The organism is Flavobacterium aquidurense, assembly GCF_031458035.1.
GTDB lineage: Bacteria > Bacteroidota > Bacteroidia > Flavobacteriales > Flavobacteriaceae > Flavobacterium > Flavobacterium aquidurense_C.
In genome coordinates, this window is record NZ_JAVDXR010000005.1 from 77754 (window position 1) to 98549 (window position 20796).

At 32.7% G+C, this 20796-nt stretch carries 18 protein-coding genes; 12 read left to right on the forward strand and 6 right to left on the reverse strand.

Annotated elements, in window-relative coordinates; all coding sequences use genetic code 11:
• Nucleotides 1-68 precede the first annotated feature (68 nt).
• The 3 genes from J2X17_RS09610 to J2X17_RS09620 form a co-directional block, all read right to left on the reverse strand.
• Nucleotides 69-611, reverse strand: a complete 543-nt coding sequence (locus J2X17_RS09610) for a hypothetical protein (RefSeq protein WP_310296922.1) — start codon at nt 609-611, stop codon at nt 69-71.
• Between the two features lie 247 nt (nt 612-858).
• Complete coding sequence (locus J2X17_RS09615; RefSeq protein WP_310296925.1) at nt 859-1335, reverse strand: FKBP-type peptidyl-prolyl cis-trans isomerase; 477 nt, start codon at nt 1333-1335, stop codon at nt 859-861.
• 151 nt (nt 1336-1486) lie between these two features.
• On the reverse strand, nt 1487-3349 hold the full coding sequence (locus J2X17_RS09620; RefSeq protein ID WP_310296928.1) for an ABC-F family ATP-binding cassette domain-containing protein: 1863 nt from the start codon (nt 3347-3349) through the stop codon (nt 1487-1489).
• A gap of 625 nt (nt 3350-3974) precedes the next feature.
• Between J2X17_RS09620 and J2X17_RS09625 the strand changes: the two genes are divergently transcribed.
• From J2X17_RS09625 to J2X17_RS09645, 5 genes are all read left to right on the forward strand, one after another.
• The gene (locus tag J2X17_RS09625; RefSeq protein WP_310296931.1) at nt 3975-4805 is read left to right on the forward strand and encodes a helix-turn-helix domain-containing protein; all 831 of its coding nucleotides are present in this window, start codon (nt 3975-3977) and stop codon (nt 4803-4805) included.
• A 217-nt stretch (nt 4806-5022) separates the two neighbouring features.
• Nucleotides 5023-5496: a Dps family protein gene (locus J2X17_RS09630; RefSeq protein WP_310296934.1), complete on the forward strand. Its 474-nt coding sequence runs from the start codon at nt 5023-5025 to the stop codon at nt 5494-5496.
• 118 nt (nt 5497-5614) lie between these two features.
• Entirely contained in the window at nt 5615-6436 is an 822-nt protein-coding gene (locus tag J2X17_RS09635; protein WP_310296937.1) for an alpha/beta fold hydrolase, read from the forward strand.
• Between the two features lie 144 nt (nt 6437-6580).
• Entirely contained in the window at nt 6581-7492 is a 912-nt protein-coding gene (locus J2X17_RS09640) for an alpha/beta fold hydrolase (protein WP_310296940.1), read from the forward strand.
• 69 nt (nt 7493-7561) lie between these two features.
• Nucleotides 7562-8011: a RidA family protein gene (locus J2X17_RS09645; RefSeq protein ID WP_310296942.1), complete on the forward strand. Its 450-nt coding sequence runs from the start codon at nt 7562-7564 to the stop codon at nt 8009-8011.
• A 115-nt stretch (nt 8012-8126) separates the two neighbouring features.
• On the opposite strand, the gene J2X17_RS09650 is transcribed toward J2X17_RS09645, so the two are convergent.
• Nucleotides 8127-9095 (reverse strand): helix-turn-helix domain-containing protein, encoded by a 969-nt coding sequence (locus J2X17_RS09650; protein ID WP_310296945.1) that lies wholly within the window; start codon nt 9093-9095, stop codon nt 8127-8129.
• A gap of 96 nt (nt 9096-9191) precedes the next feature.
• On the opposite strand from J2X17_RS09650, the gene J2X17_RS09655 reads away from it, so the two are divergent.
• Nucleotides 9192-10520, forward strand: a complete 1329-nt coding sequence (locus J2X17_RS09655) for an amidohydrolase family protein (RefSeq protein WP_310296947.1) — start codon at nt 9192-9194, stop codon at nt 10518-10520.
• 258 nt (nt 10521-10778) lie between these two features.
• Here J2X17_RS09655 and J2X17_RS09660 read toward each other — a convergent pair whose 3' ends face one another.
• Entirely contained in the window at nt 10779-11960 is a 1182-nt protein-coding gene (locus J2X17_RS09660) for a hypothetical protein (RefSeq protein ID WP_310296950.1), read from the reverse strand.
• A 198-nt stretch (nt 11961-12158) separates the two neighbouring features.
• Nucleotides 12159-13130 carry a T9SS C-terminal target domain-containing protein gene (locus tag J2X17_RS09665; protein WP_310296953.1) on the reverse strand — a complete coding sequence of 324 codons (972 nt, stop codon included), beginning with the start codon at nt 13128-13130 and terminating at the stop codon, nt 12159-12161.
• Nucleotides 13131-13260: 130 nt separating this feature from the next.
• Between J2X17_RS09665 and J2X17_RS09670 the strand changes: the two genes are divergently transcribed.
• From J2X17_RS09670 to J2X17_RS09695, 6 genes are all read left to right on the forward strand, one after another.
• Complete coding sequence (locus J2X17_RS09670; RefSeq protein WP_310296955.1) at nt 13261-14670, forward strand: undecaprenyl-phosphate glucose phosphotransferase; 1410 nt, start codon at nt 13261-13263, stop codon at nt 14668-14670.
• A 25-nt stretch (nt 14671-14695) separates the two neighbouring features.
• On the forward strand, nt 14696-15886 hold the full coding sequence (locus J2X17_RS09675) for a DUF5009 domain-containing protein (protein ID WP_310296959.1): 1191 nt from the start codon (nt 14696-14698) through the stop codon (nt 15884-15886).
• A gap of 106 nt (nt 15887-15992) precedes the next feature.
• The gene (locus J2X17_RS09680; RefSeq protein ID WP_310296962.1) at nt 15993-17177 is read left to right on the forward strand and encodes a BamA/TamA family outer membrane protein; all 1185 of its coding nucleotides are present in this window, start codon (nt 15993-15995) and stop codon (nt 17175-17177) included.
• A 30-nt stretch (nt 17178-17207) separates the two neighbouring features.
• The gene (locus J2X17_RS09685; protein WP_310296964.1) at nt 17208-18371 is read left to right on the forward strand and encodes a glycosyltransferase family 2 protein; all 1164 of its coding nucleotides are present in this window, start codon (nt 17208-17210) and stop codon (nt 18369-18371) included.
• Nucleotides 18372-18455: 84 nt separating this feature from the next.
• The gene (locus J2X17_RS09690) at nt 18456-19781 is read left to right on the forward strand and encodes a dihydrolipoamide acetyltransferase family protein (protein ID WP_310296967.1); all 1326 of its coding nucleotides are present in this window, start codon (nt 18456-18458) and stop codon (nt 19779-19781) included.
• A gap of 194 nt (nt 19782-19975) precedes the next feature.
• Nucleotides 19976-20746: a 3'-5' exonuclease gene (locus tag J2X17_RS09695; RefSeq protein WP_310296970.1), complete on the forward strand. Its 771-nt coding sequence runs from the start codon at nt 19976-19978 to the stop codon at nt 20744-20746.
• The last annotated feature ends 50 nt before the right edge of the window (nt 20747-20796 follow it).

The following is a 20796-nucleotide window of genomic DNA, read 5'->3' on the forward strand; positions in this document are numbered from 1 at the left end:
AAATAATTTAACGAAAAAAGCCTAATCTCATATTTAGATTAGGCTTTTGTATAATAGAAAAGTGATGTTTATCTGTAGATATTCACACCATTATTTGCTCTCCATTGTTGCTCAAGATATTCAGCATCTTCACTATTACGTGGATGAACGCCTAAAACAACATGACCGTCTTTTATTCCGGATTCGTATATTTTTGCTCTGTCTTCAGGAATTCCAGAACCAACAAGAGCTCCAATTAAACCACCTGTAATTCCACCTGCACCAGCACCAGCTAATCCTGCAGCCAACGGGCCTGCAACAATTAATCCTAAACCAGGAATTACAAGACTCGTTCCTAATGCAGCAACAACTCCTACAATTGCACCAATTGTTCCTCCAATTGCAGAACCTGCTCCGGCTGTTTCAGCAGCTTTTGTTCCAAGTTCAGAATGATCATCTTTGTCTGAATAATATTTTTTTCTGGTTTCATCTGACATGATAAGGTTAATTTCATCTTTTGTATAACCTCTTTCGCTTAAATTATCGTAAGCTCTTTCTATGCTGTCACGATCTGAAAACATTCCTGTTAAGACCTGACGTTTTGTTCCATCGGGATTATGTAAATTTTCCATCTTATATGAGTTTTATATTGTGAATTCGTTTTCACTTAAACAAAGCTCGGAAAACAGTTATAATATTATTTACACAATTTTTTTAAATCTTTACATAATGAAATTTAGGTATTTATAAAATAGGTAATACTTTAATACTATTACTTCAATATTAGATAGTACTCTATTATTTGAAGATAAAAAAAAGTCCACAATAAAAATATGTTTTATTGTGGACTTTTAATATTTGAACGAATGAGATTCTTCTCTACTTATTTACAGAAATTAATTTCACATCAAAAATTAGTACAGAACCTGCAGGAATAGGACCGACATTTTCACTTCCGTAACCAAGATGTGATGGAATCAAAAGAATTCCACTTCCTCCTTCTTTAAAGTAAGGGATGCCTTCTGTCCAACCTTTAATTACCTGATTTAATCCAAAAGAAATTCCTGCATCTTTGCTTTGGTCAAATATAGTTCCGTTTGTATAATAGCCTTTATAAGCTACAGTTACATTAGAACTTGCGGTTGGCTGAGCACCTGTCCCCGGATCATTAATAACGTAATATAAACCAGAATCACTTCTTTTTGCTATTAAGTTGTTTTTGGCGATATAATCAACGATTTCTTTTTCATTTTCAACAGTATAATCTGTTTTTGGTGGTACTTGTTCAATTTTTGGATCATTTGCGCAAGAAATAAAAAGTGTCATTGCAACTAGGGTAGATAAAAGGTGTTTCATAGTATTTTATTAAAATGTTTCTTTTTAAAGTGGACTAATATAATAAATTATGTTTTCTTGTTTCACAGAGATTCACAAAGAAAACACAAAGATTCACAAAAAAAACTTAGTGTAACTCTGTGTTTTCTTTGTGAATCTCGGTGTGATAACTTTATCCGTCAATTTTAGCCGAAAGCTCAAACCAGCGTTCTTCTTTTTGATCTATTTTATTGATGATATTTTGAAGCTCGTTTGCTTTTTTCTCAATATCGGCATCGGCAACTTTTCCATCTGAGAATAATTGTTCGATTTTAGTTTTATCAATTTCCAGATCTTTAATTTCTCGTTCTAGTTTTTGATATTCTTTTTGCTCATTAAAAGTCAGGTTTCCTGTTGGGTTATTTTGTTTCCAGTCTTTCTTTTCGGCTTTGTTTTCTTCTTTTTGAGCAACATCGGCACTGTCTTCATAAGCTCTGAAATCAGAATAGTTTCCTGGGAAATTTTCGATTTCGCCTTTTCCTCTAAAAATAAATAAATGATCAACAATTTTATCCATGAAATAACGGTCGTGCGAAACCACCAATAGACATCCCGGATAATCTAAAAGGAAGCTTTCTAAAACATTTAGCGTTACAATATCTAAATCGTTTGTTGGCTCATCCAGAATTAAAAAGTTAGGATTCTGAATTAAAACCGTACATAAATATAAACGTTTCAATTCGCCACCACTTAATTTTTCGACAAAATCGTATTGTTTTTTAGCATCAAAAAGAAAACGCTCCAATAATTGTGAAGCCGAAATCATTCTGCCTTTTGCTAGTGGAATAAATTCACCGTATTCCTTTATAATATCAATTACACGCTGATTTGGTTTCGGATTGATTCCGCTTTGTGTGTAATAACCAATTTTAATGGTATCACCTTTAACCACTCGGCCACTATCCAGCGGAAGGGTTCCAGTTAGAAGGTTTAAGAAAGTCGATTTTCCGGTTCCGTTTTTACCAATAATTCCGATACGCTCTCCACGCTGAAAATCGAAACTAAAGTTGTCTAAAATAACATGATCCTTGAATTTTTTTGAAATTTTGTGAAGCTCGATAATCTTACTTCCCATTCTTTCCATATTGATTTCAAGCTCGACTTTATTTTCACGACGACGGCTTTGAGCTTTTTCCTTGATTACATAAAAATCATCTTGGCGTGATTTTGATTTTGTAGTTCTCGCTTTTGGCTGACGGCGCATCCATTCTAATTCTTTTACAAATAAGTTTTTGGCTTTGTCAACACTTGCATTTTCAGAGGTAATTCGCTCTTCTTTTTTCTCTAAATAATAAGAGTAATTTCCTTTGTATTGGTATAATTTCCCGTTGTCCAATTCGATGATTTCATTACAAACACGTTCTAAAAAGAAACGGTCGTGTGTAACCATAAACAAGGTGATATTTTCTTTGGCAAAATAACTTTCCAGCCACTCGATCATTTCAAGATCTAAGTGATTTGTTGGCTCATCTAAAATCAATAAATCAGGACGATTAATTAAAATGATAGCCAATGAAAGACGTTTTTTTTGTCCACCCGAAAGATTTTTTACTTTAAGTTTAAAATCCTCTAATTTAAGTTTAAATAAAATCTGCTTGTATTGCGTTTCAAAATCCCATGCGTTATGCTGATCCATTCCGTCAAAGGCTTTTTGATAAGCTTCTTCGTCGTTTGGGTTTTCAAGCGCTTTTTCGTAGGCTTCAATTACTTTTAGTGTTTCATTGTCAGAGGCAAAGATGCTTTCTTCGATTGTTAACTCTTCTTGCAGATTATTATCTTGAGAAAGAAATGCCATTCGGATTCCTTTTCTCAAAACTACTTGTCCTGTATCCGGCTCATCCAAACCGTTAATAATACTCATAATGGTGGTTTTTCCAGAACCATTTTTAGCAATAAAAGCGATTTTTTGGTCTTTGTTGATTCCGAATGAGATGTTGTCAAAAAGCGTTCTTTCGCCAAACGACTTCGATATATTTTCTACAGAAAGGTAATTCATTTTTTAATTTGTTTAAAATCAGATATTTACAATGTTTTTAAACACGCAGGTCTCTAATCAAGTCTTTGGCTCTACATGAGCTATTTTTCTTTTATTTTAGCGGCAAAGATACCCTTTTGAACGTAACAAAAAAAGATAGCGCTATGCTATCTTTTACTTTGAATTTTTAATAGTCCGCTGAGCTTGTATCTCTTTCGATTACTAGAGGGGCTGTAAGCTTTCATTTTGCCTTCGTTTTCATATTTACCTATGGTAGTTTGGTGTTTAATCACAAAATCCAATGCTGTTGATCTCCTAATTCACATTTAAAGTGAACATTTAATTCAATGTATTTGATGAGTAAAAATTTAAGCACAATGTTTTGTTTGTTAATATTATAATTAATATTTAAAAATCTATTAAGTGCTAATTTGTAGTGGTTAATTAAAATTGGAAAGTGGTAGTCAATTGACCGTTTTTCCCAGTTAAATCCAGTTTTTATAATATGACATGGTGAAATAGTAAATTAGTAATTAGCCTACATAATCATTATATATTTTAGCGCTAGGGAGTTTTTTTAGCTAATTTTTCCCCATTTTTGTAGCGCCCTTAATTTCAAAGTAGTTTCTTTATTACACAACAACATATGCTAAAAGAGTTTTCATACAAACAATTCGGAAATTTACAATTTAAACAGCAAAAACTTGAAGAAGATACGCTGGTTAAAATCGAGAATCATATCAAGATCTTATTTTTACCTAAAGATTGTAAAATCCAAGTTGATTTTCAGGAATTTCAAATAGAAACGGATTCCTTGCTTTTTTTAAATCCAAAAGTGATTATAAAACCTAATGAAACTGAATTTGGAGGCGAGTTGTTATTACATTTTAACCGAGATTTTTACTGCATCGAAATTCACGATCAGGAAGTTGCATGTGATGGCATACTCTACAATAATGTTTTTGAAATTCCATTTATTCAATTAAATGAGGAGCAATCGGCAGATATTCAAAATATAATTCGGGAAATACAATCTGAAATGAAAGATGAAGATTCAAACACTGAAGAAATGTTGCGAATACTATTAAAACTCATCATTCTCAAATCCACCAGAATATGGAAACAGCAACATTTGTTATCTGATAATGACAAGCAATCAGATGTTCAATTTCTGAGAAAATTCAGCAAACTGGTAGAACAACATTATAAAACACATCATACTGTTGCCGACTATGCAGAGATGTTATTCTTAACTCCAAAAAATCTGAGCAAGAAAATAGGTTTGTTAAGTAAGGATACGCCAAATGACATCATAAAAAACAGAATCATTCTTGAAAGCAAGAGGCTGTTAGCTCATACTGCAATGACTGTGAAAGAAATAGCTTTTAGTTTAAATTATGAAGACGATGCCTATTTCATTCGGTTTTTCACAAAGAATACAGGTATTTCACCTTTGTCATTTAGAAAGCAATTCTAGTATTAAATTGAATATTTCATTAAAGTGTGGTTTTTACAGCCGCACTTTTTTTATGTCAAAAATCTAAATTGACAATAAAATTCATTCGTAAACACTATAAAAAAAAACTTTTTAAGCAAAAAAGGAAAAAAGTGCAATTCAAGGCGAAAAGCATCCATTGTTGTCCTTTGTCATTTGACGCAACTTTGCAATATCAAAATAACAAAAACAATTCATCATGGTAATAAATATTGGAATAAACGAAAAAAACAGAAAACACACAGCAGACGAATTATCAAAAATATTAGCGAATGAATTTGTGCTTTTTACAAAAACAAAAAATGCCCATTGGAATGTTGAAGGTGCTGATTTTTACGACAAACACAAATTTTTTGAAGAACAGGCAAATCAGTTAGATGGTTTTACTGATAGTGTAGCCGAACGTATTAGAACATTGGGATATTATGCTCCGGCTTCTTTAAAATCGTATTTAGAATTAACTCAATTAGCAGAACCAAAACAATTTAAATATGATAGCCAGTCTTTCATTAAAGAATTGCTTTCTGACAATGAAACCATAATTAATCATTTAAGAGGAAACATAAACATTTTTGCAAATGATTATGAAGATCTTGGAACAAGTGACTTCATTACAGGTCTAATGCAAAACCATGAAAAAATGGCTTGGCTTTTAAGAACCTTGTTAAAATAAGAAAAAACAAGAAAGGGAAAAAAGTGCAGTTCAAAGAGAAAAGCATCCATTGTACCACTTTCGAATTTACAACAACTTTGCAATATCAAAATAACAATAACATTTAAAAAATAAAATCATGAACAAATTCACAGTAAAAGACGGAACAGAAATTTATTTTAAAGACTTAGGAGCAGGACAACCAATTTTCTTTCACCACGGGTGGCCATTGTCATCAGATGATTGGGATGCACAAATGATGTTTTTCTTAAATCAAGGATACAGAGTAATATCTCACGACAGACGCGGACATGGTAGATCTACTCAAACATTCAAAGGGAATGACATGGACACTTACGCTGCTGATGTAGCCGAATTGACTGAATTCCTAGACTTAAGAGATGCAATCCACGTTGGGCACTCTACAGGAGGAGGCGAAGCAATACGATATGCGGCTCAATATGGTAAAGACCGCGTTGCGAAAGTAGTTCTAATCAGCGCCATTACTCCATATATGATTGCAGATGAAAGAAATCCAGAAGGTGTGCCATTATCAGTATTTGATGATATCAGATTCAATACTTTAAACAACAGACAACAATTTTATCAGGACCTTACTGTACCTTTTTATGGTTATAACCGCGAAGGTGCAAATGTAAAAAAAGGAATTCAGGACAATTGGTGGAGACAAGGAATGATGGGTGGCATTAAAGCTCATTACGACTGTATCAAAGTTTTTTCTGAAACTGATTTTACCGAAGATCTTAAAAGTGTTGAAAATCCAGTTTTGGTTCTTCACGGTGATGATGACCAAATTGTTCCTTACGCAACTACTGCCGTAAAAGCAGCTGAACTTTTAAAAAATGGCAAACTTATCATATATAAAGGACTGTCTCACGGTATGCCAACTACTGATGCTGACACTATCAACAAAGATATTTTAGAATTTGTACAATCATAATAAATAACAATTTAATGCTTGGGAAAAAAGTGCAATTCAAAGAGAAAAACATCCATTGTAACGCTTCCCAAATTATGACAACTTTGTAATATAAAATAACAACATAATTAAAACCAATAATTAACAACTTTAAAAATTTATAAAATGAAAAATTTAATCTTATCAATCGGACTTTTTACAGCTCTATTAATTAACGTGCAATCTTCTGCACAAATAAAAAGAACTCCTGCTTCTTATGGAAGAGAAGAATACATTGAAGTAGAAAAAAATGTAAAACTTCACGTAACTGACCTTGGAGAAGGACAAGCAATAGTTTTAATTCACGGATGGCCATTAAGCGACGCCATGTACGAATACCAATATGCTTATTTTGTTGAAAAAGGATACCGTGTAATAGGAATTAGTTTAAGAGGTTTTGGACAATCTGACAAACCAGGAGGAAAATACAATTATGATGTTTTTGCAGATGATATCAAAGTGGTTCTGGACAAACTAAAAATTGAAAATGCAACTTTAGGAGGTTTTTCAATGGGTGGTGCAACAGTAATTCACTATGTAGCAAAATATAATGCAGCTCACATTTCTAAATTAGCTTTATTCGGAGCAGCTGCACCAATCTGGACAAAAAGAGCAGATTTCAATTATGGTAATTGGACTAAAACAGATGTAGATGGTTTGATTGCTTTGAATAATACTAACAGACCACAACTTTTGGAGAATTTTGGACAAATATTCCCAGCTAATGCAACAAGCGTTTCTCCTGGATATGGAGCATGGTTAGGAACAATCCAAGCACAAGCGTCTCCTTATGCAATGGCTGAAGGCTTAAAAACTTTAAGAGACACTGATTTGCGTGATGATTTGAAAAAGATAAAAATTCCAACTCTTATACTACACGGCAAATTAGACAAAATCTGTTCTTATGATTTGGCAGAGCAAATGCACTCACTAATTTCAAACTCTACATTGGTTCCTTTAGAAAAAAGCGGTCACGCATTATTCATCGAAGAATTAGAAAAATTCAACTCAGAACTTTTGAATTTTATTAAAAAATAAGAACCAATTTAAGAGGTTAATCTACAAAAGGATTAGCCTCTTTTTTTTAAACTCAAAATCAAATACATCATGAAAAAAATAGTTTTTATTCTAGTAGTCCTGATTTTGTCATCCTGTAGCAATATGAAAAAAATAGTTAGAACAAATCATTCCAATTTACCAACATCAATTGGTCCGTACAGTCATTCTATAGCTTATAATGATTTGATATTTGTTTCCGGACAAATAGGAATAGACCCAAAGACAAATGTTTTGAAAGAAGATATTCAAGCACAAACCATTCAGATTTTTGAAAATTTAAAAGTCATTCTTAAAGACAACCATTCCGATTTGAATCATGTTACTAAAACGACAATTTTTATTACCGACATGAACCAATTTCAAGTAGTTAATGAAATATATGGAAGTTATTTCAAAGAAGGTTTTCCAGCTCGAAGCACCATTCAGATAGCTGCGTTACCTAAAAATGCCAGTGTTGAAATAGAATGTATTGCTGTTCAGAACAATCATGCCAGATAAGGTACAGCAATGCGGGGTTCAGTTTCTTAGAAAATTAGACGCAACAAATACATTTAAATTAATGTATTTGTTTTTTTTATTTTTCCCTTTCGGTTAATACCTAAAATCGATAGTTTTAATTAACCTGCCTTTTTTGAAACGATTTAGGTTTGATTGCATAATGTTCCTCAAAAACTTTTGCAAAATGACTTAAATTAGAAAACCCCAAACTATAGCCTACTTCTGACACTGTCATTTTGTTTTCTTTTAAAAGACGGGCTGCTTCCCTAATTCTAAATTTTTGGTAATAGCTAAAGAAACTATCGCCAAATATTTGTTTAAATAATCTTTTGAACTTAGACTCACTCATACCTATGCTATTCGCAAAATCTTTTAGGACTGGTGATGTATGAAGCTCGCTTAAAACTTGGTCTCTGACTTGATAAATTTTGTGAACATCATTTTCATTTAGTGCGTGGACTTTGGAATGTCCTCTTTTAAAAAGCTCTTTTAGCGTTAGACATATTAATTCTTCTGCTTTTATTTTAAAATAAAACACACTCAATGAATCTGGAATATCTGATTCCAAAATTTCTAACGCCACCTCCTGGATTTTTGGAGAAACCAACTCTTCAAATAGAATTGTTTGTTCGCCGTCAATTAGATTTCTAAATATTTCATTATCATTATTCAAATCTAAAAAACTCAATAAACTACCAGTGTCAATTCCAATAAATATAGATTTGAATTTAGTCTTTGCAGGATAGAAGGTTTCAAAATTTAATTTCCCTTTTAAAACTTGAATAGTTGGTAAATCATTTGATGCAGACTTTATTTTAGAATTCAAATCTGGAAAAATGTTATTGTATGAAAAAAGAACTTTATTCAGTGTGTTTTGATTCCCAAATCTTTTAGCCAGGATACTATCATTAATTTCATAAACGCTTACAATCATATCAATCGAATTAGCTAACCGAAACCCCCTTAAATAACCAACTCCTTTATTTTTGGGTATCTTCAGGATTCCATTCTTAACTTCAGAACCTAATAAATTGGCGAAACTTTCTAAAAAACCTGCTTCTTTTTTTACATTTACCTCTATCATATTTGACCATTTACAGCTATTATGTTGTCAAATATAGCTATTATAGCTCTTATAGTTAAAATATCTTTGTGGTATAAATTTTAAAACTCAAAAAAAATGATTAAAAGTAAAAAAACAGCTATTGTGAATACTAATGTATTTGATGGAAATAGTGTATTGGGGATTAAAACAGTATTATTTGAAGATGGAAAAATTGTAAAAATATTTGATTTCACACCACAACAATCAGAAACAATTGATGTTTTTTTTCCAAATAATACTGAAATAATTGATGGTACAGGTACTACTTTACTGCCAGGACTAATTGATGCCCATGTACATACTTCAGAAGACTCACTTGCAGACGCATTAAAATTTGGGATAACTACTGAATTAGAAATGCAAGGCGGTATGACAAAAAAAGGCCGTGAAATGCAAATAAAAGATTGGAGTAATGTAGCTGATGTTCGTTCATCAGGAATGGCTCTTACTGCTCCCGGAGGACATCCTGACGAATTGATCCCTAAAGAGGAAGGCATACCAAGTTTTATCTTGAAAAAGATGGAGAAAATGACAGAGCAAGAAAAACAAGATTTTATATCTTCTTTCGCTGAGAGAAATAAAGAAGAGGGTGTTAAATTGGATGTTACAACCATCGAAGGTGCTGTGCAATTTGTAAACCGACAAATGGAAAATGGGGCTGATTATTTCAAAATAATGATTGAAGAAGGAACTGTTATGAATGCACCAGGTTTACCAATGATAAAACCTGATGTACTGAAGGCAGCAGTTGATGAAGCTCATAGATTAGGTAAAATTGCAATTGCACACGTATTAACAGCTGAAGCCGCAAAAACGGCAATTGAGGTAGGTGTGGATGGGCTTGCTCACTTATTTATAGACAGACCTTCCTGGACTCCAGACCTGATAAAATCCATTGCAGAGAAAGGTATTTTTGTTACGCCTTGCCTGGTACTAAATTCATCTATAATTGGCAACTCCGCTTGTCATATTGCTCAGGACGAAAGGGTTGAACCCAAGCTAAACCAAGATTGGAAAATGACTATGTGCTCTTGTTTCAATACTTTTCCATCAGGTAATATGGAGGATAATTATAATAACGTAAAAGATCTACATGACGCAGGTGTGGATATACTAGTGGGTACAGACGTATCAGTGCCAATGGCACATCTTGGAGGCCTTGCTCATGGAGTAAGCGTACATCATGAAATGCAACTTTTGGTTCAGGCAGGCTTAACCCCTATTGAAGCATTAAGATCAGCGACGTCAGTCACTTCAAAAAGATTTAGTTTAACTGATAGAGGTATTATTGCAGAAGGGATGAGAGCTGATTTACTTTTAGTAAAAGGCAATCCAACCGAAAATATTGCTGATACTTTATCTATAGTAGGTATATGGAAGCAGGGTAAATCTTGTCATAAATAATTTAGTCATGATTTTACAAAATCCAGTCATAGACATTCATAATCAGGTTATTTTTCAGAACTATGTCAAGATTTTGAATTTGCCTTCAACCATCAAAAAAATATATCGCAGATTTCCTGAAAACTGTAAATTCAATTAATTCCTAACAAATCGAATAATTACATTATTTTTTGAAATTTTAATATTTCAGAATATATCATTAAATATCTTTTTTAGCACCCTATTAGAGACCTTATTAGATTTGTTGAAAAAGCAAAACTAAGAGTTCCTTTTAGGGTTTTTGTTTTTTAACTCATTGTATTTCTTCAGATACAAATCGGCAGATTTTATTTTATTTTCTGATCTTAAGGCAATAGAATAGCGATAATAATATTCGGGTTCTACATCACCAATGAAATTATTAAATAATTTTTCATAGTATTTATGCGCATTTTTCAGGTCATTTTTAAAATAATATGAATCAGCAATCGTTGTTAATATTTCTACAGATTCGTATCCTTTTTCAGCAACTCTTTTATAAGTTTCTATGACATCAATACTAATAAAAGATTTGTTTTCAGAGTTGTCTGTAACATCTAATTTACTAGCATTTGCAATTGTAGCGACATTATTTAAATTTTTAGTAAGATTGGCAGATTGTATTTTTTCAATTCTCGCACTCAAGGTTGCACTTTTTAATGCTTCGCTTCTTGTTAGCGTGGGAGCTTTTTGTTTACTTTTAGCAGGTTGTAGTTGCCGAGTTAGTTCATCTTTTAGAATGAAAAAAGATTTACTTTCAGAGCTTTTTGTTGCAGATAATTTTCTGGATTTTTCAATTTTGGCACTTTTATTTAAATTGTTCCCAAGATTATAAGAATGTGATTTTCCAATTCTTGAATTTAGGGCTGTCCATTTTAATTTTTTTGGTCTTTTTAATGATGCTGCAATTCTTTTGCTTTTGGCAAGTTGCTGTTGTAGGTTTAATTCCTCTTTTAACGTAGAAAAAGATTTGCTTTCAGGGCCCTCTGTACTAGTTAATTTACTGGATTTTTCAATTTTAGCGATATCATATAAATTATTATCAAGATTATCGAATTGTGATTTTGCAATTCTGGCATTTAGAGCTGCCTTTTTTAATTCTTCAGCTCTTTTTAGAGATGAGGCTATTCTTTTGTTTCTGGCAAGCTGTCGTTGTATGTCTAGTTCATCTTCAAATACTGGAGTTACTATTCTTTTGCCTTTTGGACCTAAACTGTAGGTCGAAATTAATTTTTCGTTTGTAACATTATAAGTTCTTTTGTTATCACCAAATTTTGTTGGAACAATTTCCTCTACATGGTAATATTTTATTTTTTTCTCTGAGGTCTCCAATTTATCAACCGGTAAAGCGTTTTGTGCCCAGGTAGAGGATAAAAATGTATTGATAATTATACTAAAAAAAATCAAGATTTTATTTTTCATGATGATACTTAATGCATTTAAGTTGCTTATTAAATTATATTAACTAATTGCTTTTGAGTAGTGTATGCTTTTTTGCAAAATTCGCGCAATTATTTTAATTAAAAGATTGAAAGAGACACAAAAACAATAAATTAAGTCCAATGTTGATTTGGTAGTAGTGTCAAAAAAAAGTAATTTTTTTTAAGTGGTAAGCTTAAATTAGTGTGATTTAGGGAGAAAGGAGCTCAAAGCTGAACTTAAATCAAAATAATGAATCTGCTGTGCAACATTTAGAACAGGTTTTCTAATTAGCGCTTCATTTGTAAGATAATAATGAATGCCATCATTCGTGGCAATACCCTCTATTTGATGAAAAGAAAGCTGTAGGGCTATTCTGCGTTTATTTCCGGACAGAAAATTATTGCTTTCAAAATCATATAATAAATACAAAAATGGTCTGCCGAATTTAGAGTAACCGCAAAGTACAATAAGTTTTTTCGATTCTAAAAAAGTTGCACCCGTGACCAGACCTTTTGTGTTCAGCGATTCTTTAAAACGCGCAATATGATTTCCGGATTGATTGGGCAAAACATAAATACTTGTTTTGGACGATTGCCATTGCTTGGTGAACAAATAAATACTGTCATTAGAAACGATAAAAGCTTCACAGTCGAAGTTAGTGGTGTTTGGTTTTTTTGGAGTAAAGTCGGTTTGGTCAGAATAGGAAAAGGAAATAGTCGCTATAACTGGTTTTTCTTCTGAAAATGATCTTTTTTCAATTTTCAAAATTTTTAAATCTGTTCGATTTCCATTTGCATTATTTCCGAAGTCTCCAATATAAATAAAGGAACTGTCTTGAGTGATTTCTTCCCAATCATGATTGGTAATTTGATCCAGAATAATTTTTTTTTGAATTTTCCCTAAAGAATCTAATCCATAAATAGTCTTGTCGTGATCGTCATTATGTGTCCAAAGTAAATTATCAAACGATATTAAACCAGAAGTTTCTTTGATGGAGTCACTTAATTTGAAAGATAAAATGGGTTTTATTTTTATGGATTCATACCTGCAGCTTCCGTCGTTTATTGTAGCATATGGATTGTAATTTTTCGCAAGCGAATCTGTGCAGCCGGAAATTTGTGCATGAATTGCGGAAGACATTAAGAAAAAAAACAAAAGAATTCTTAGCATTGTCAGCACTTTAAAAGTTCAATAAGATAAAAGTAAAGTTTTAAAAGAATTAATTTTGAGATTAGTAGGAAAATGTAATTAAAATGGTATTTTGCGTTATAAATTTTTTGTGCAAATAGCAGTCTCAAAAATGAAAATTTTACAAAAATTAGCGCACTATCGTTTATCTCGTTATTCTAAATTGCTATTTGTGCTTTGGGATATTGTATTGTTAAATACGGCTTTAGTGCTTTCTGCATTGGTTAGGTTTGGAGACTTGGAGATGCTTTCTTTAAAAGATGAAAAAACGGTTTCATTATTAGCTAATTTAATTTGGATTGGCTTGTTAATGACTAAAGATTCGCATAGAATAATAAGAATAGAATATATAGAATCAATATTTAGAAGAACTATAAAAAAGATTTTGATACATGTTGCTATTTTGGCCTTTTTCGTTGTCTTTTATAAATATTCAGATATTTCCCGACTCCGAGTATTGTATTTTTATTTGTTCTTTTTCGGTTTATTATTGATTTCGCGATACACTTTAATGAAGATATTAAAATACATTAGAGCTAAGGGGTATAATTTTAAAAAAATTATAATTGTCGGTGCCAATGAAACCGGTGAAAGTATGCGAAAAATATTGGCTAAAAATTTGACGTATGGTTATAAATTTTTAGGCTTTTTTGATGATGATTTGAATTCTGGTTTTACTCCAATTTTAGGGAAATTTGATAATGTAGAGCAATTTATAATTGAAGAAGAGGTTGATGAACTCTATGTAGCCCTGCATATTGATAAAGTTGAAGTTATTAATAAATTGGTTAAAATTTGCGAACAAAATATGGTGCGGATTAAATTCATTCCAGATTTTCAATTGTATACCAAATCAAGTAAAGTTGAGGTTACTTTTTATGAGAATACACCTGTTTTAATGTTTCGTCCTGAACCTTTAGAGCTGGCAATAAACAGGCTGACTAAAAAAGTATTTGATATTTGTTTTTCAGCTGCTGTTATACTGCTTGTTTTTCCATGGCTCTTTCCTATTATTATGCTCATTATAAAATTAGAGTCTCGCGGACCTGTTTTTTTTAAGCAGGATCGTTCAGGCAGGGATAACAGATCATTTGTATGTTTTAAATTTAGAAGCATGTATGTAAATGATTTGGCTCATGATAAACAAGCAGGAAGAGGCGACAGTCGTGTGACTAAATTTGGGGCTTTCATGCGAAAAACAAGTATAGACGAACTGCCACAATTTTTTAATGTTTTTATGGGTGATATGTCTGTTGTCGGACCAAGACCTCACATGATAAATCTTGCAAAAGAATACGGAGAATTAATTGGGAATTATTCCGTTCGTCATTTTGCTAAACCCGGAATTACTGGCTGGGCGCAAGTAAATGGCTACCGAGGCGAAACAAAGGAGCTTATCGATATGCAAAACAGGGTGGAATATGATATTTGGTACATTGAGAATTGGAGCATTTTATTAGATTTAAAAATAATAGTAAGAACACTTATTAATGTTTTTAAAGGAGAAGAAAACGCTTATTAGTAAATTTTATCAATAATATCGCTTTATGAAAATTAAACAGAATTTGTATAACAGCAGAATTGTTTCTATTGATGCTTTACGCGGAATTACCATTTTTGTAATGATTTTTGTGAATGAACTGGCCAGCATCAAAAACGTTCCGCAATGGATGAAACACATGCCGGCAGATGCTGACGCAATGACTTTTGTTGATGTGGTATTTCCATCCTTTTTATTTATTGTCGGAATGTCAATTCCGTTTGCCTTTAATGCAAGATTAATTAAAGGTGATAGTGCCAGAACGATTTGGACTCATACTTTAAAACGGGCATTAGCTTTAATAATCATAGGTGTCTTTATGGTAAATGCTGAATATGGTTATGATGCTTCAAAAATGCTAATTGCTCCCGCTTTCTGGGGACTTTTAGCTTACGCAATGCCAATTCCGATTTGGAATAAATATGCTAAAGATTTTCCGGTTTGGATAAAAAATACCTTGCAATATGGCGGAATGCTGGTTTTAATAGCGCTTTACTTTCTATACGTTCAGGATACAGGAGAAATCGGAATGACTCCAAAATGGTGGGGAATTCTGGGTTTAATTGGTTGGGCATATCTTTTTACAGTAGTTTATTATTGGCTGGTTAATGGCAAATTATGGGCGATGATAACTTTTCTGGTAATTTGTGTTGTTGTAAATGCTTTGAATTTAACAGAAGGTTCATTAATTCAGCAATTATCCTGGCTTAGTTTTATTGCCGGACATTTAACGCACGCCGCTTTGGTAACAGCCGGAGTAATTATATCATTATTATTTTTTGATCGAAAAATTACTGCTAAAATAAATTGGCCGGTAATTGGTTTTGCAATCTTGTTTTTTGCGACTGCACATTTCCTAAGACCCTATTACGGAATTTCAAAAATAAAAGGAACGCCGTCATGGACAATGTTCTCAGCAACAATTTGTACAGTGTTATTTTACTTTCTTTATTGGTTAATGGAAATTAAAAAACAAACTAAATGGAGTAATTTCTTCATGCCGGCAGCCGCAAACCCTTTGTTGATTTATATTTTGCCGGGTGTTATTTATTATTTTAATCTGGCTTTCAAAATAGAAATTATACCGGAATATTTCCGTGAAGGTATCGCGGGAATTATTTGGAGTTTGGTCTTTTCAACAATTATGTTATTTGTAATGAAAATTTGCAACAAATATAAAATTCAATTGCAGCTTTAAAAACTGTAATAGGTTTTAAGTGGAGTGATCTGAAACCTGAAACTTTTTTTAATATTGTCTCAATAAAATTCTAAATTTGTAAGAATCCATTCTTAAAGGCTTTTTAATGAATAGTTTAAAAATCAAATTTATCTTGTTTATTTTTTTTATTTCACCATTTTGTTTCTCGCAAAATGATAGTACATCTGTGGAAAGCAAAGATATTTTAGATGTTATTCGAAAAATTTTCAAAAAAGACGATTCAATAAGTGCTCGAAAAGATAGAAAACTAGCTTTCTCATTATTGCCTGTCCCGATCGGAGCCAATTCTTCAAATGGACTGGTTGTCTCTTTTTTAACTACGTTTTATTTAGGCGAAGACCATGAGGCAACCAATATGTCGCAAGTTTCTTTTTCGCCCTATTTTAGTTTCAATAAGCAATTTGTTTTTCCAATTCAGTCCTATATTTATACAAAAGATAATGAATGGGGTTTTATTGGAGATTACCGCTTTCTTATTTATCCACAGCTAACATACGGATTAGGCGACCACAATACAAATGAAGAAATGTCGAATTTAGATTACCAACAATGGCGTTTTTACCAATTTATTACCCGAAAAGTAGTTGGGAATTACAGATTAGGAATTGGATTTCTATATGATAATTATCAAAATATCTCTGAAGAATCATATATAGACGAAGACACCGACTATGTAAAATATATGAACGGAGATTTTTCAGATGAAACTTCCTTTGGCTTTGCTTTTCAGGGTTTGTATGATTCCAGAAAAAATATTATTAATCCGGAAGAGGGGCTTTATGTCGAAGCCGATTTAAGAATAAATACAAGCGGTGTAGATGGAAAAAAATGGCAATCGTTATATTTTGATGCCCGTAAATATCATTCGTTTAGAAAAGATAAGCATCGTGTTTGGGCATCTCGTGCTTTTTATTGGTCTACTTTTGGAGGTAAACCTCATTATCTTGATTTACCAAGTATCGGTTGGGATCGCGACGGAAAAACAGGTCGTGGTTTTACCAAAAACAGATATCGAAGTAATGCCTTGATTTATTTAGAAACCGAATACAGAACTGATATTACCCAAAATGGTTTTTTTGGAGCCGTTTTTTTTGGTAATATTTCGTCAGTTTCAAAGTTGGATACTTATCAATTTGACAAATGGCATCCCGCAATCGGAACCGGAATCCGAATTAAATGGAACAAGAAAAACAATAGTAATTTGGCTTTAGATTACGGAGTCAGTAAAAACGACTGGTCTTTGCGATTGGGATTAACAGAAAATTTCTAACTTTCCAAAAAATCAATAGCCCGTTTTTTCATGCAATTATCGGTAATTATCCTTAATTATAATGTGCGTTACTTTCTGGAACAATGCGTTTTAAGCGTTCAGGAAGCAATTACTGCGCTTGAAGCAGAAATAATTGTTGTCGATAATAATTCAACCGATGATTCCTGTTTGATGATGCAGCAACGCTTTCCAGGTGTAAAACTCATTCAAAACAAAGAGAATTTTGGTTTTCCGAAAGGAAATAATATTGGAGTTTCTGAGGCAAAAGGAAAATATATCTGCATTTTAAATCCTGATACAGTTGTTGCTGAAGATACGTTTATTAAAATTTTGGCTTTCGCCGAAAGGCAAGAGAACCTCGGAATTATTGGCTGTAAATTAATTGACGGAACAGGAAATTTTCTGCCCGAAAGCAAACGCGGAATTCCGACTCCCTGGGTTGCTTCTACGAAAGTTTTTGGTCTGTATAAACTTTTTCCCAAATGGAAACTCTTCAATCAATATTATGCTCAGCATTTAAATGACAATGAAACTGGAAAAGTCGAAATTCTCGTTGGTGCTTTTATGCTAATGGAGCGTGATTTATACAAGCAACTTCAAGGTTTTGATGAAGATTGTTTTATGTATGCCGATGATATCGATTTGTCATATCGTGCTTTACAGAAACAGAAGTCAAATTATTATTTTCATGAAACTACAGTCCTGCATTATAAGGGAGAAAGTACAGTGAAAGACGAAAAATATATGAAGCGTTTTCAGGAAGCAATGAATTTTTTCTATATGAAACATTTCAGGAAGTCATGGTTTTTTTCGGCTTTTATTCGAATCGGAATTATGATTTTTTCATTTATAAAAATGTTTCAGGGAAAACCAAATGCAAAACCAGTACCCGAAAGTTATATTTTTTACTCTTCAAATAAAATTTTGTCTGAAAAATTACCCGTTATTTTAAAAAATAAAGTTCGCTTTTTAGATTTCAAAAAAGAAAAAATGGTAAATTCGTGCCTGATTTTAGGGGGCGATAAGGGTGAGATAATTTTGGATAATCACTATGTTTCATTCAAAAAATGTATCAAAATCATAGAAACTCTTAAAGATAAGAGGATTACTTTTAAGATTTTCCCCAAAAATGCCAATTTTATTATTGGAAGCGATTCGCGAAATGATAGAGGGCAAATTGTAAAAATCAAGTAAAAAATTATATTAAATGTAATTTATATTTAAAATATTCATTAATTTCGCAATCAGAAAATAAAAATCACCCTTGAGGTTAACAATATGGCAAGATTTGAATTAAAGCTTCCTAAAATGGGAGAGAGTGTCGCTGAAGCAACTATTACCAACTGGTTGAAAGAAGTAGGAGACAAAATTGAAGCTGATGAAGCTGTACTGGAAATTGCAACTGATAAAGTTGACAGTGAAGTGCCAAGCGAAGTATCAGGAGTTTTAGTTGAACAATTATTTGGAAAAGATGATTTAGTTCAGGTAGGGCAGACCATTGCAATTATTGAAACTGAAGGTGATGCGCCAGCTACAACAGTCGTAGAAGAAACGAGTGCTCCGGCAGAAGTTGCGGCAATCGAAAAAACAATAGAGTCAGCACAGGAAATTGTATCAGCTCCACAAGATTTCTCAGGATCTGATAAATTCTTTTCTCCTTTGGTGAAAAATATTGCGAAAGAAGAAGGGATTTCTATTGAAGAACTAGATAATATTCAGGGTTCAGGAAAAGACGGCCGTGTAACAAAAGAAGATATTTTAAAATATATAGATGATCGTAAAGCTGGTGTAGTAACGCCAAAAGCTGCTGAACCTGCTAAAACGGTTGAACCGGTAAAAGCTACGGAACCAGTAGTTCAAAAAAGCCAGCAAGCAGTTCCGGTTTCTGTCAATGGAGGTGATGAAATCATTGAAATGGATAGAATGCGTAAACTGATTTCAGGATACATGGTAGCTTCTGTGCAAACTTCGGCTCACGTTCAGTCATTTATCGAAGTTGATGTAACGAATATTGTAAAATGGAGAGAGAAAGTTAAAACGGCTTTCGAAAAAAGAGAAGGTGAGAAGCTGACTTTTACTCCAATTATGATGGAAGCGGTTGCAAAAGCATTAAAAGATTTCCCTGGAATGAATATTTCTGTTGATGGCGATTATATCATCAAAAAGAAAAATATAAATTTAGGAATGGCAGCAGCCTTGCCAAACGGAAATTTAATTGTACCTGTAATTAAAAATGCAGATCAATTAAATCTTGTTGGAATGGCAAAAGCGGTTAACGATTTAGGAAACCGTGCAAAAGCTGGAAAACTTAAACCAGACGATACACAAGGCGGAACTTATACCGTTACCAATGTGGGCACATTTGGAAGTGTCTTCGGAACGCCAATTATCAATCAGCCTCAAGTTGGGATCTTAGCTCTTGGTGCAATTCGTAAAGTACCGGCAGTTATTGAAACTCCGGAAGGTGATTTCATTGGAATTCGTCAAAAAATGTTCTTGTCGCACTCTTACGACCATAGAGTTGTAGATGGTGCTTTAGGAGGAAGTTTTGTAAAAAGAGTAGCTGAATATTTAGAAGCTTTTGATGTAGACAGAGATTTCTAAATCAATTAAACATAAATTCAAAACCCGGAAGATTTGATAATTTTCCGGGTTTTTTGTTTTGAGAAAAAATCCGTAACAGAATCTTTTTTTAAGTTTAAAATGCAAATTATTGTCCATTTTAGTTAAAAAAAATAAAGAATAAGAAGGGAAATTTGGTTTTAAAAATTACATTTGTAATCTTATAAAAATTAAAAATGGAACTCAAACTCAACAAACCAATCTGCTTTTTTGATCTTGAAACAACCGGCATTGACATCGGAAAAGATCGAATCGTAGAGATTTCAATATTCAAAGTTTTTCCAAACGGAAATAAAGAAAGTAAAACTTGGTTGGTGAATCCGACAATTCCAATTCCTCCTCAAACAACAGCTGTTCATGGAATCACTGATGAAAAAGTGGCGAATGAACCTACTTTTATTGAATTGGCTCCTCAAATTCATAATATGATCAAGGATAGTGATTTAGGAGGTTTCAATTCAGATCGTTTTGATATTCCGTTATTGGCTGAAGAATTACTTCGCGCCGGAGTTGATTTTGATATGAAAAACAAAGTTTCCGTGGATGTACAGACTATTTTTCATAAAATGGAAGAACGTACTTTAAGTGCGGCATTGAAATTTTACTGCGGAAAAAGTTTAGAAAATGCTCACTCGGCAGAAGCAGATACCATGGCGACTTATGAAATCCTAAAAGCGCAATTAGACCGTTATCCGGAATTAGAAAATGATATGAAATCATTGTCTGAATTTACAACCCGTAAAAAAATTGCTGATTTTGCCGGTATGATTGCTTTTGATGCAGACAATGAAGAAATTTTTACCTTTGGGAAGCACAAAGGCGTAAAAGTAGATAAAGTCTTAGAGTCGGAACCAGGGTATTTCAGCTGGATTCAAAATGCCGATTTTCCATTGTATACTAAAAAGGTTTTGACAGCCATTAAGCTAAGAAAGTTAAATACAAAATAAAGGTTCTGAGGGGCTAAGGTTCTAAGATGCTAAGGTTTTTTGCATAGTTT

What these genes read in the sequence shown, in the direction of transcription:
- J2X17_RS09610 (WP_310296922.1), bottom strand. Translation starts at nt 611, where the DNA reads ATGGAAAATTTACATAATCCCGATGGAACAAAACGTCAGGTCTTAACA.
- J2X17_RS09670 (WP_310296955.1), top strand. Translation starts at nt 13,261, where the DNA reads ATGAAAATTTTACAAAAATTAGCGCACTATCGTTTATCTCGTTATTCT.
- J2X17_RS09635 (WP_310296937.1), top strand. Translation starts at nt 5,615, where the DNA reads ATGAACAAATTCACAGTAAAAGACGGAACAGAAATTTATTTTAAAGAC.
- J2X17_RS09640 (WP_310296940.1), top strand. Translation starts at nt 6,581, where the DNA reads ATGAAAAATTTAATCTTATCAATCGGACTTTTTACAGCTCTATTAATT.
- J2X17_RS09645 (WP_310296942.1), top strand. Translation starts at nt 7,562, where the DNA reads ATGAAAAAAATAGTTTTTATTCTAGTAGTCCTGATTTTGTCATCCTGT.
- J2X17_RS09695 (WP_310296970.1), top strand. Translation starts at nt 19,976, where the DNA reads ATGGAACTCAAACTCAACAAACCAATCTGCTTTTTTGATCTTGAAACA.
- J2X17_RS09650 (WP_310296945.1), bottom strand. Translation starts at nt 9,095, where the DNA reads ATGATAGAGGTAAATGTAAAAAAAGAAGCAGGTTTTTTAGAAAGTTTC.
- J2X17_RS09615 (WP_310296925.1), bottom strand. Translation starts at nt 1,335, where the DNA reads ATGAAACACCTTTTATCTACCCTAGTTGCAATGACACTTTTTATTTCT.
- J2X17_RS09690 (WP_310296967.1), top strand. Translation starts at nt 18,456, where the DNA reads ATGGCAAGATTTGAATTAAAGCTTCCTAAAATGGGAGAGAGTGTCGCT.
- J2X17_RS09630 (WP_310296934.1), top strand. Translation starts at nt 5,023, where the DNA reads ATGGTAATAAATATTGGAATAAACGAAAAAAACAGAAAACACACAGCA.
- J2X17_RS09625 (WP_310296931.1), top strand. Translation starts at nt 3,975, where the DNA reads ATGCTAAAAGAGTTTTCATACAAACAATTCGGAAATTTACAATTTAAA.
- J2X17_RS09685 (WP_310296964.1), top strand. Translation starts at nt 17,208, where the DNA reads ATGCAATTATCGGTAATTATCCTTAATTATAATGTGCGTTACTTTCTG.
- J2X17_RS09655 (WP_310296947.1), top strand. Translation starts at nt 9,192, where the DNA reads ATGATTAAAAGTAAAAAAACAGCTATTGTGAATACTAATGTATTTGAT.
- J2X17_RS09660 (WP_310296950.1), bottom strand. Translation starts at nt 11,960, where the DNA reads ATGAAAAATAAAATCTTGATTTTTTTTAGTATAATTATCAATACATTT.
- J2X17_RS09620 (WP_310296928.1), bottom strand. Translation starts at nt 3,349, where the DNA reads ATGAATTACCTTTCTGTAGAAAATATATCGAAGTCGTTTGGCGAAAGA.
- J2X17_RS09675 (WP_310296959.1), top strand. Translation starts at nt 14,696, where the DNA reads ATGAAAATTAAACAGAATTTGTATAACAGCAGAATTGTTTCTATTGAT.
- J2X17_RS09680 (WP_310296962.1), top strand. Translation starts at nt 15,993, where the DNA reads ATGAATAGTTTAAAAATCAAATTTATCTTGTTTATTTTTTTTATTTCA.
- J2X17_RS09665 (WP_310296953.1), bottom strand. Translation starts at nt 13,130, where the DNA reads ATGCTAAGAATTCTTTTGTTTTTTTTCTTAATGTCTTCCGCAATTCAT.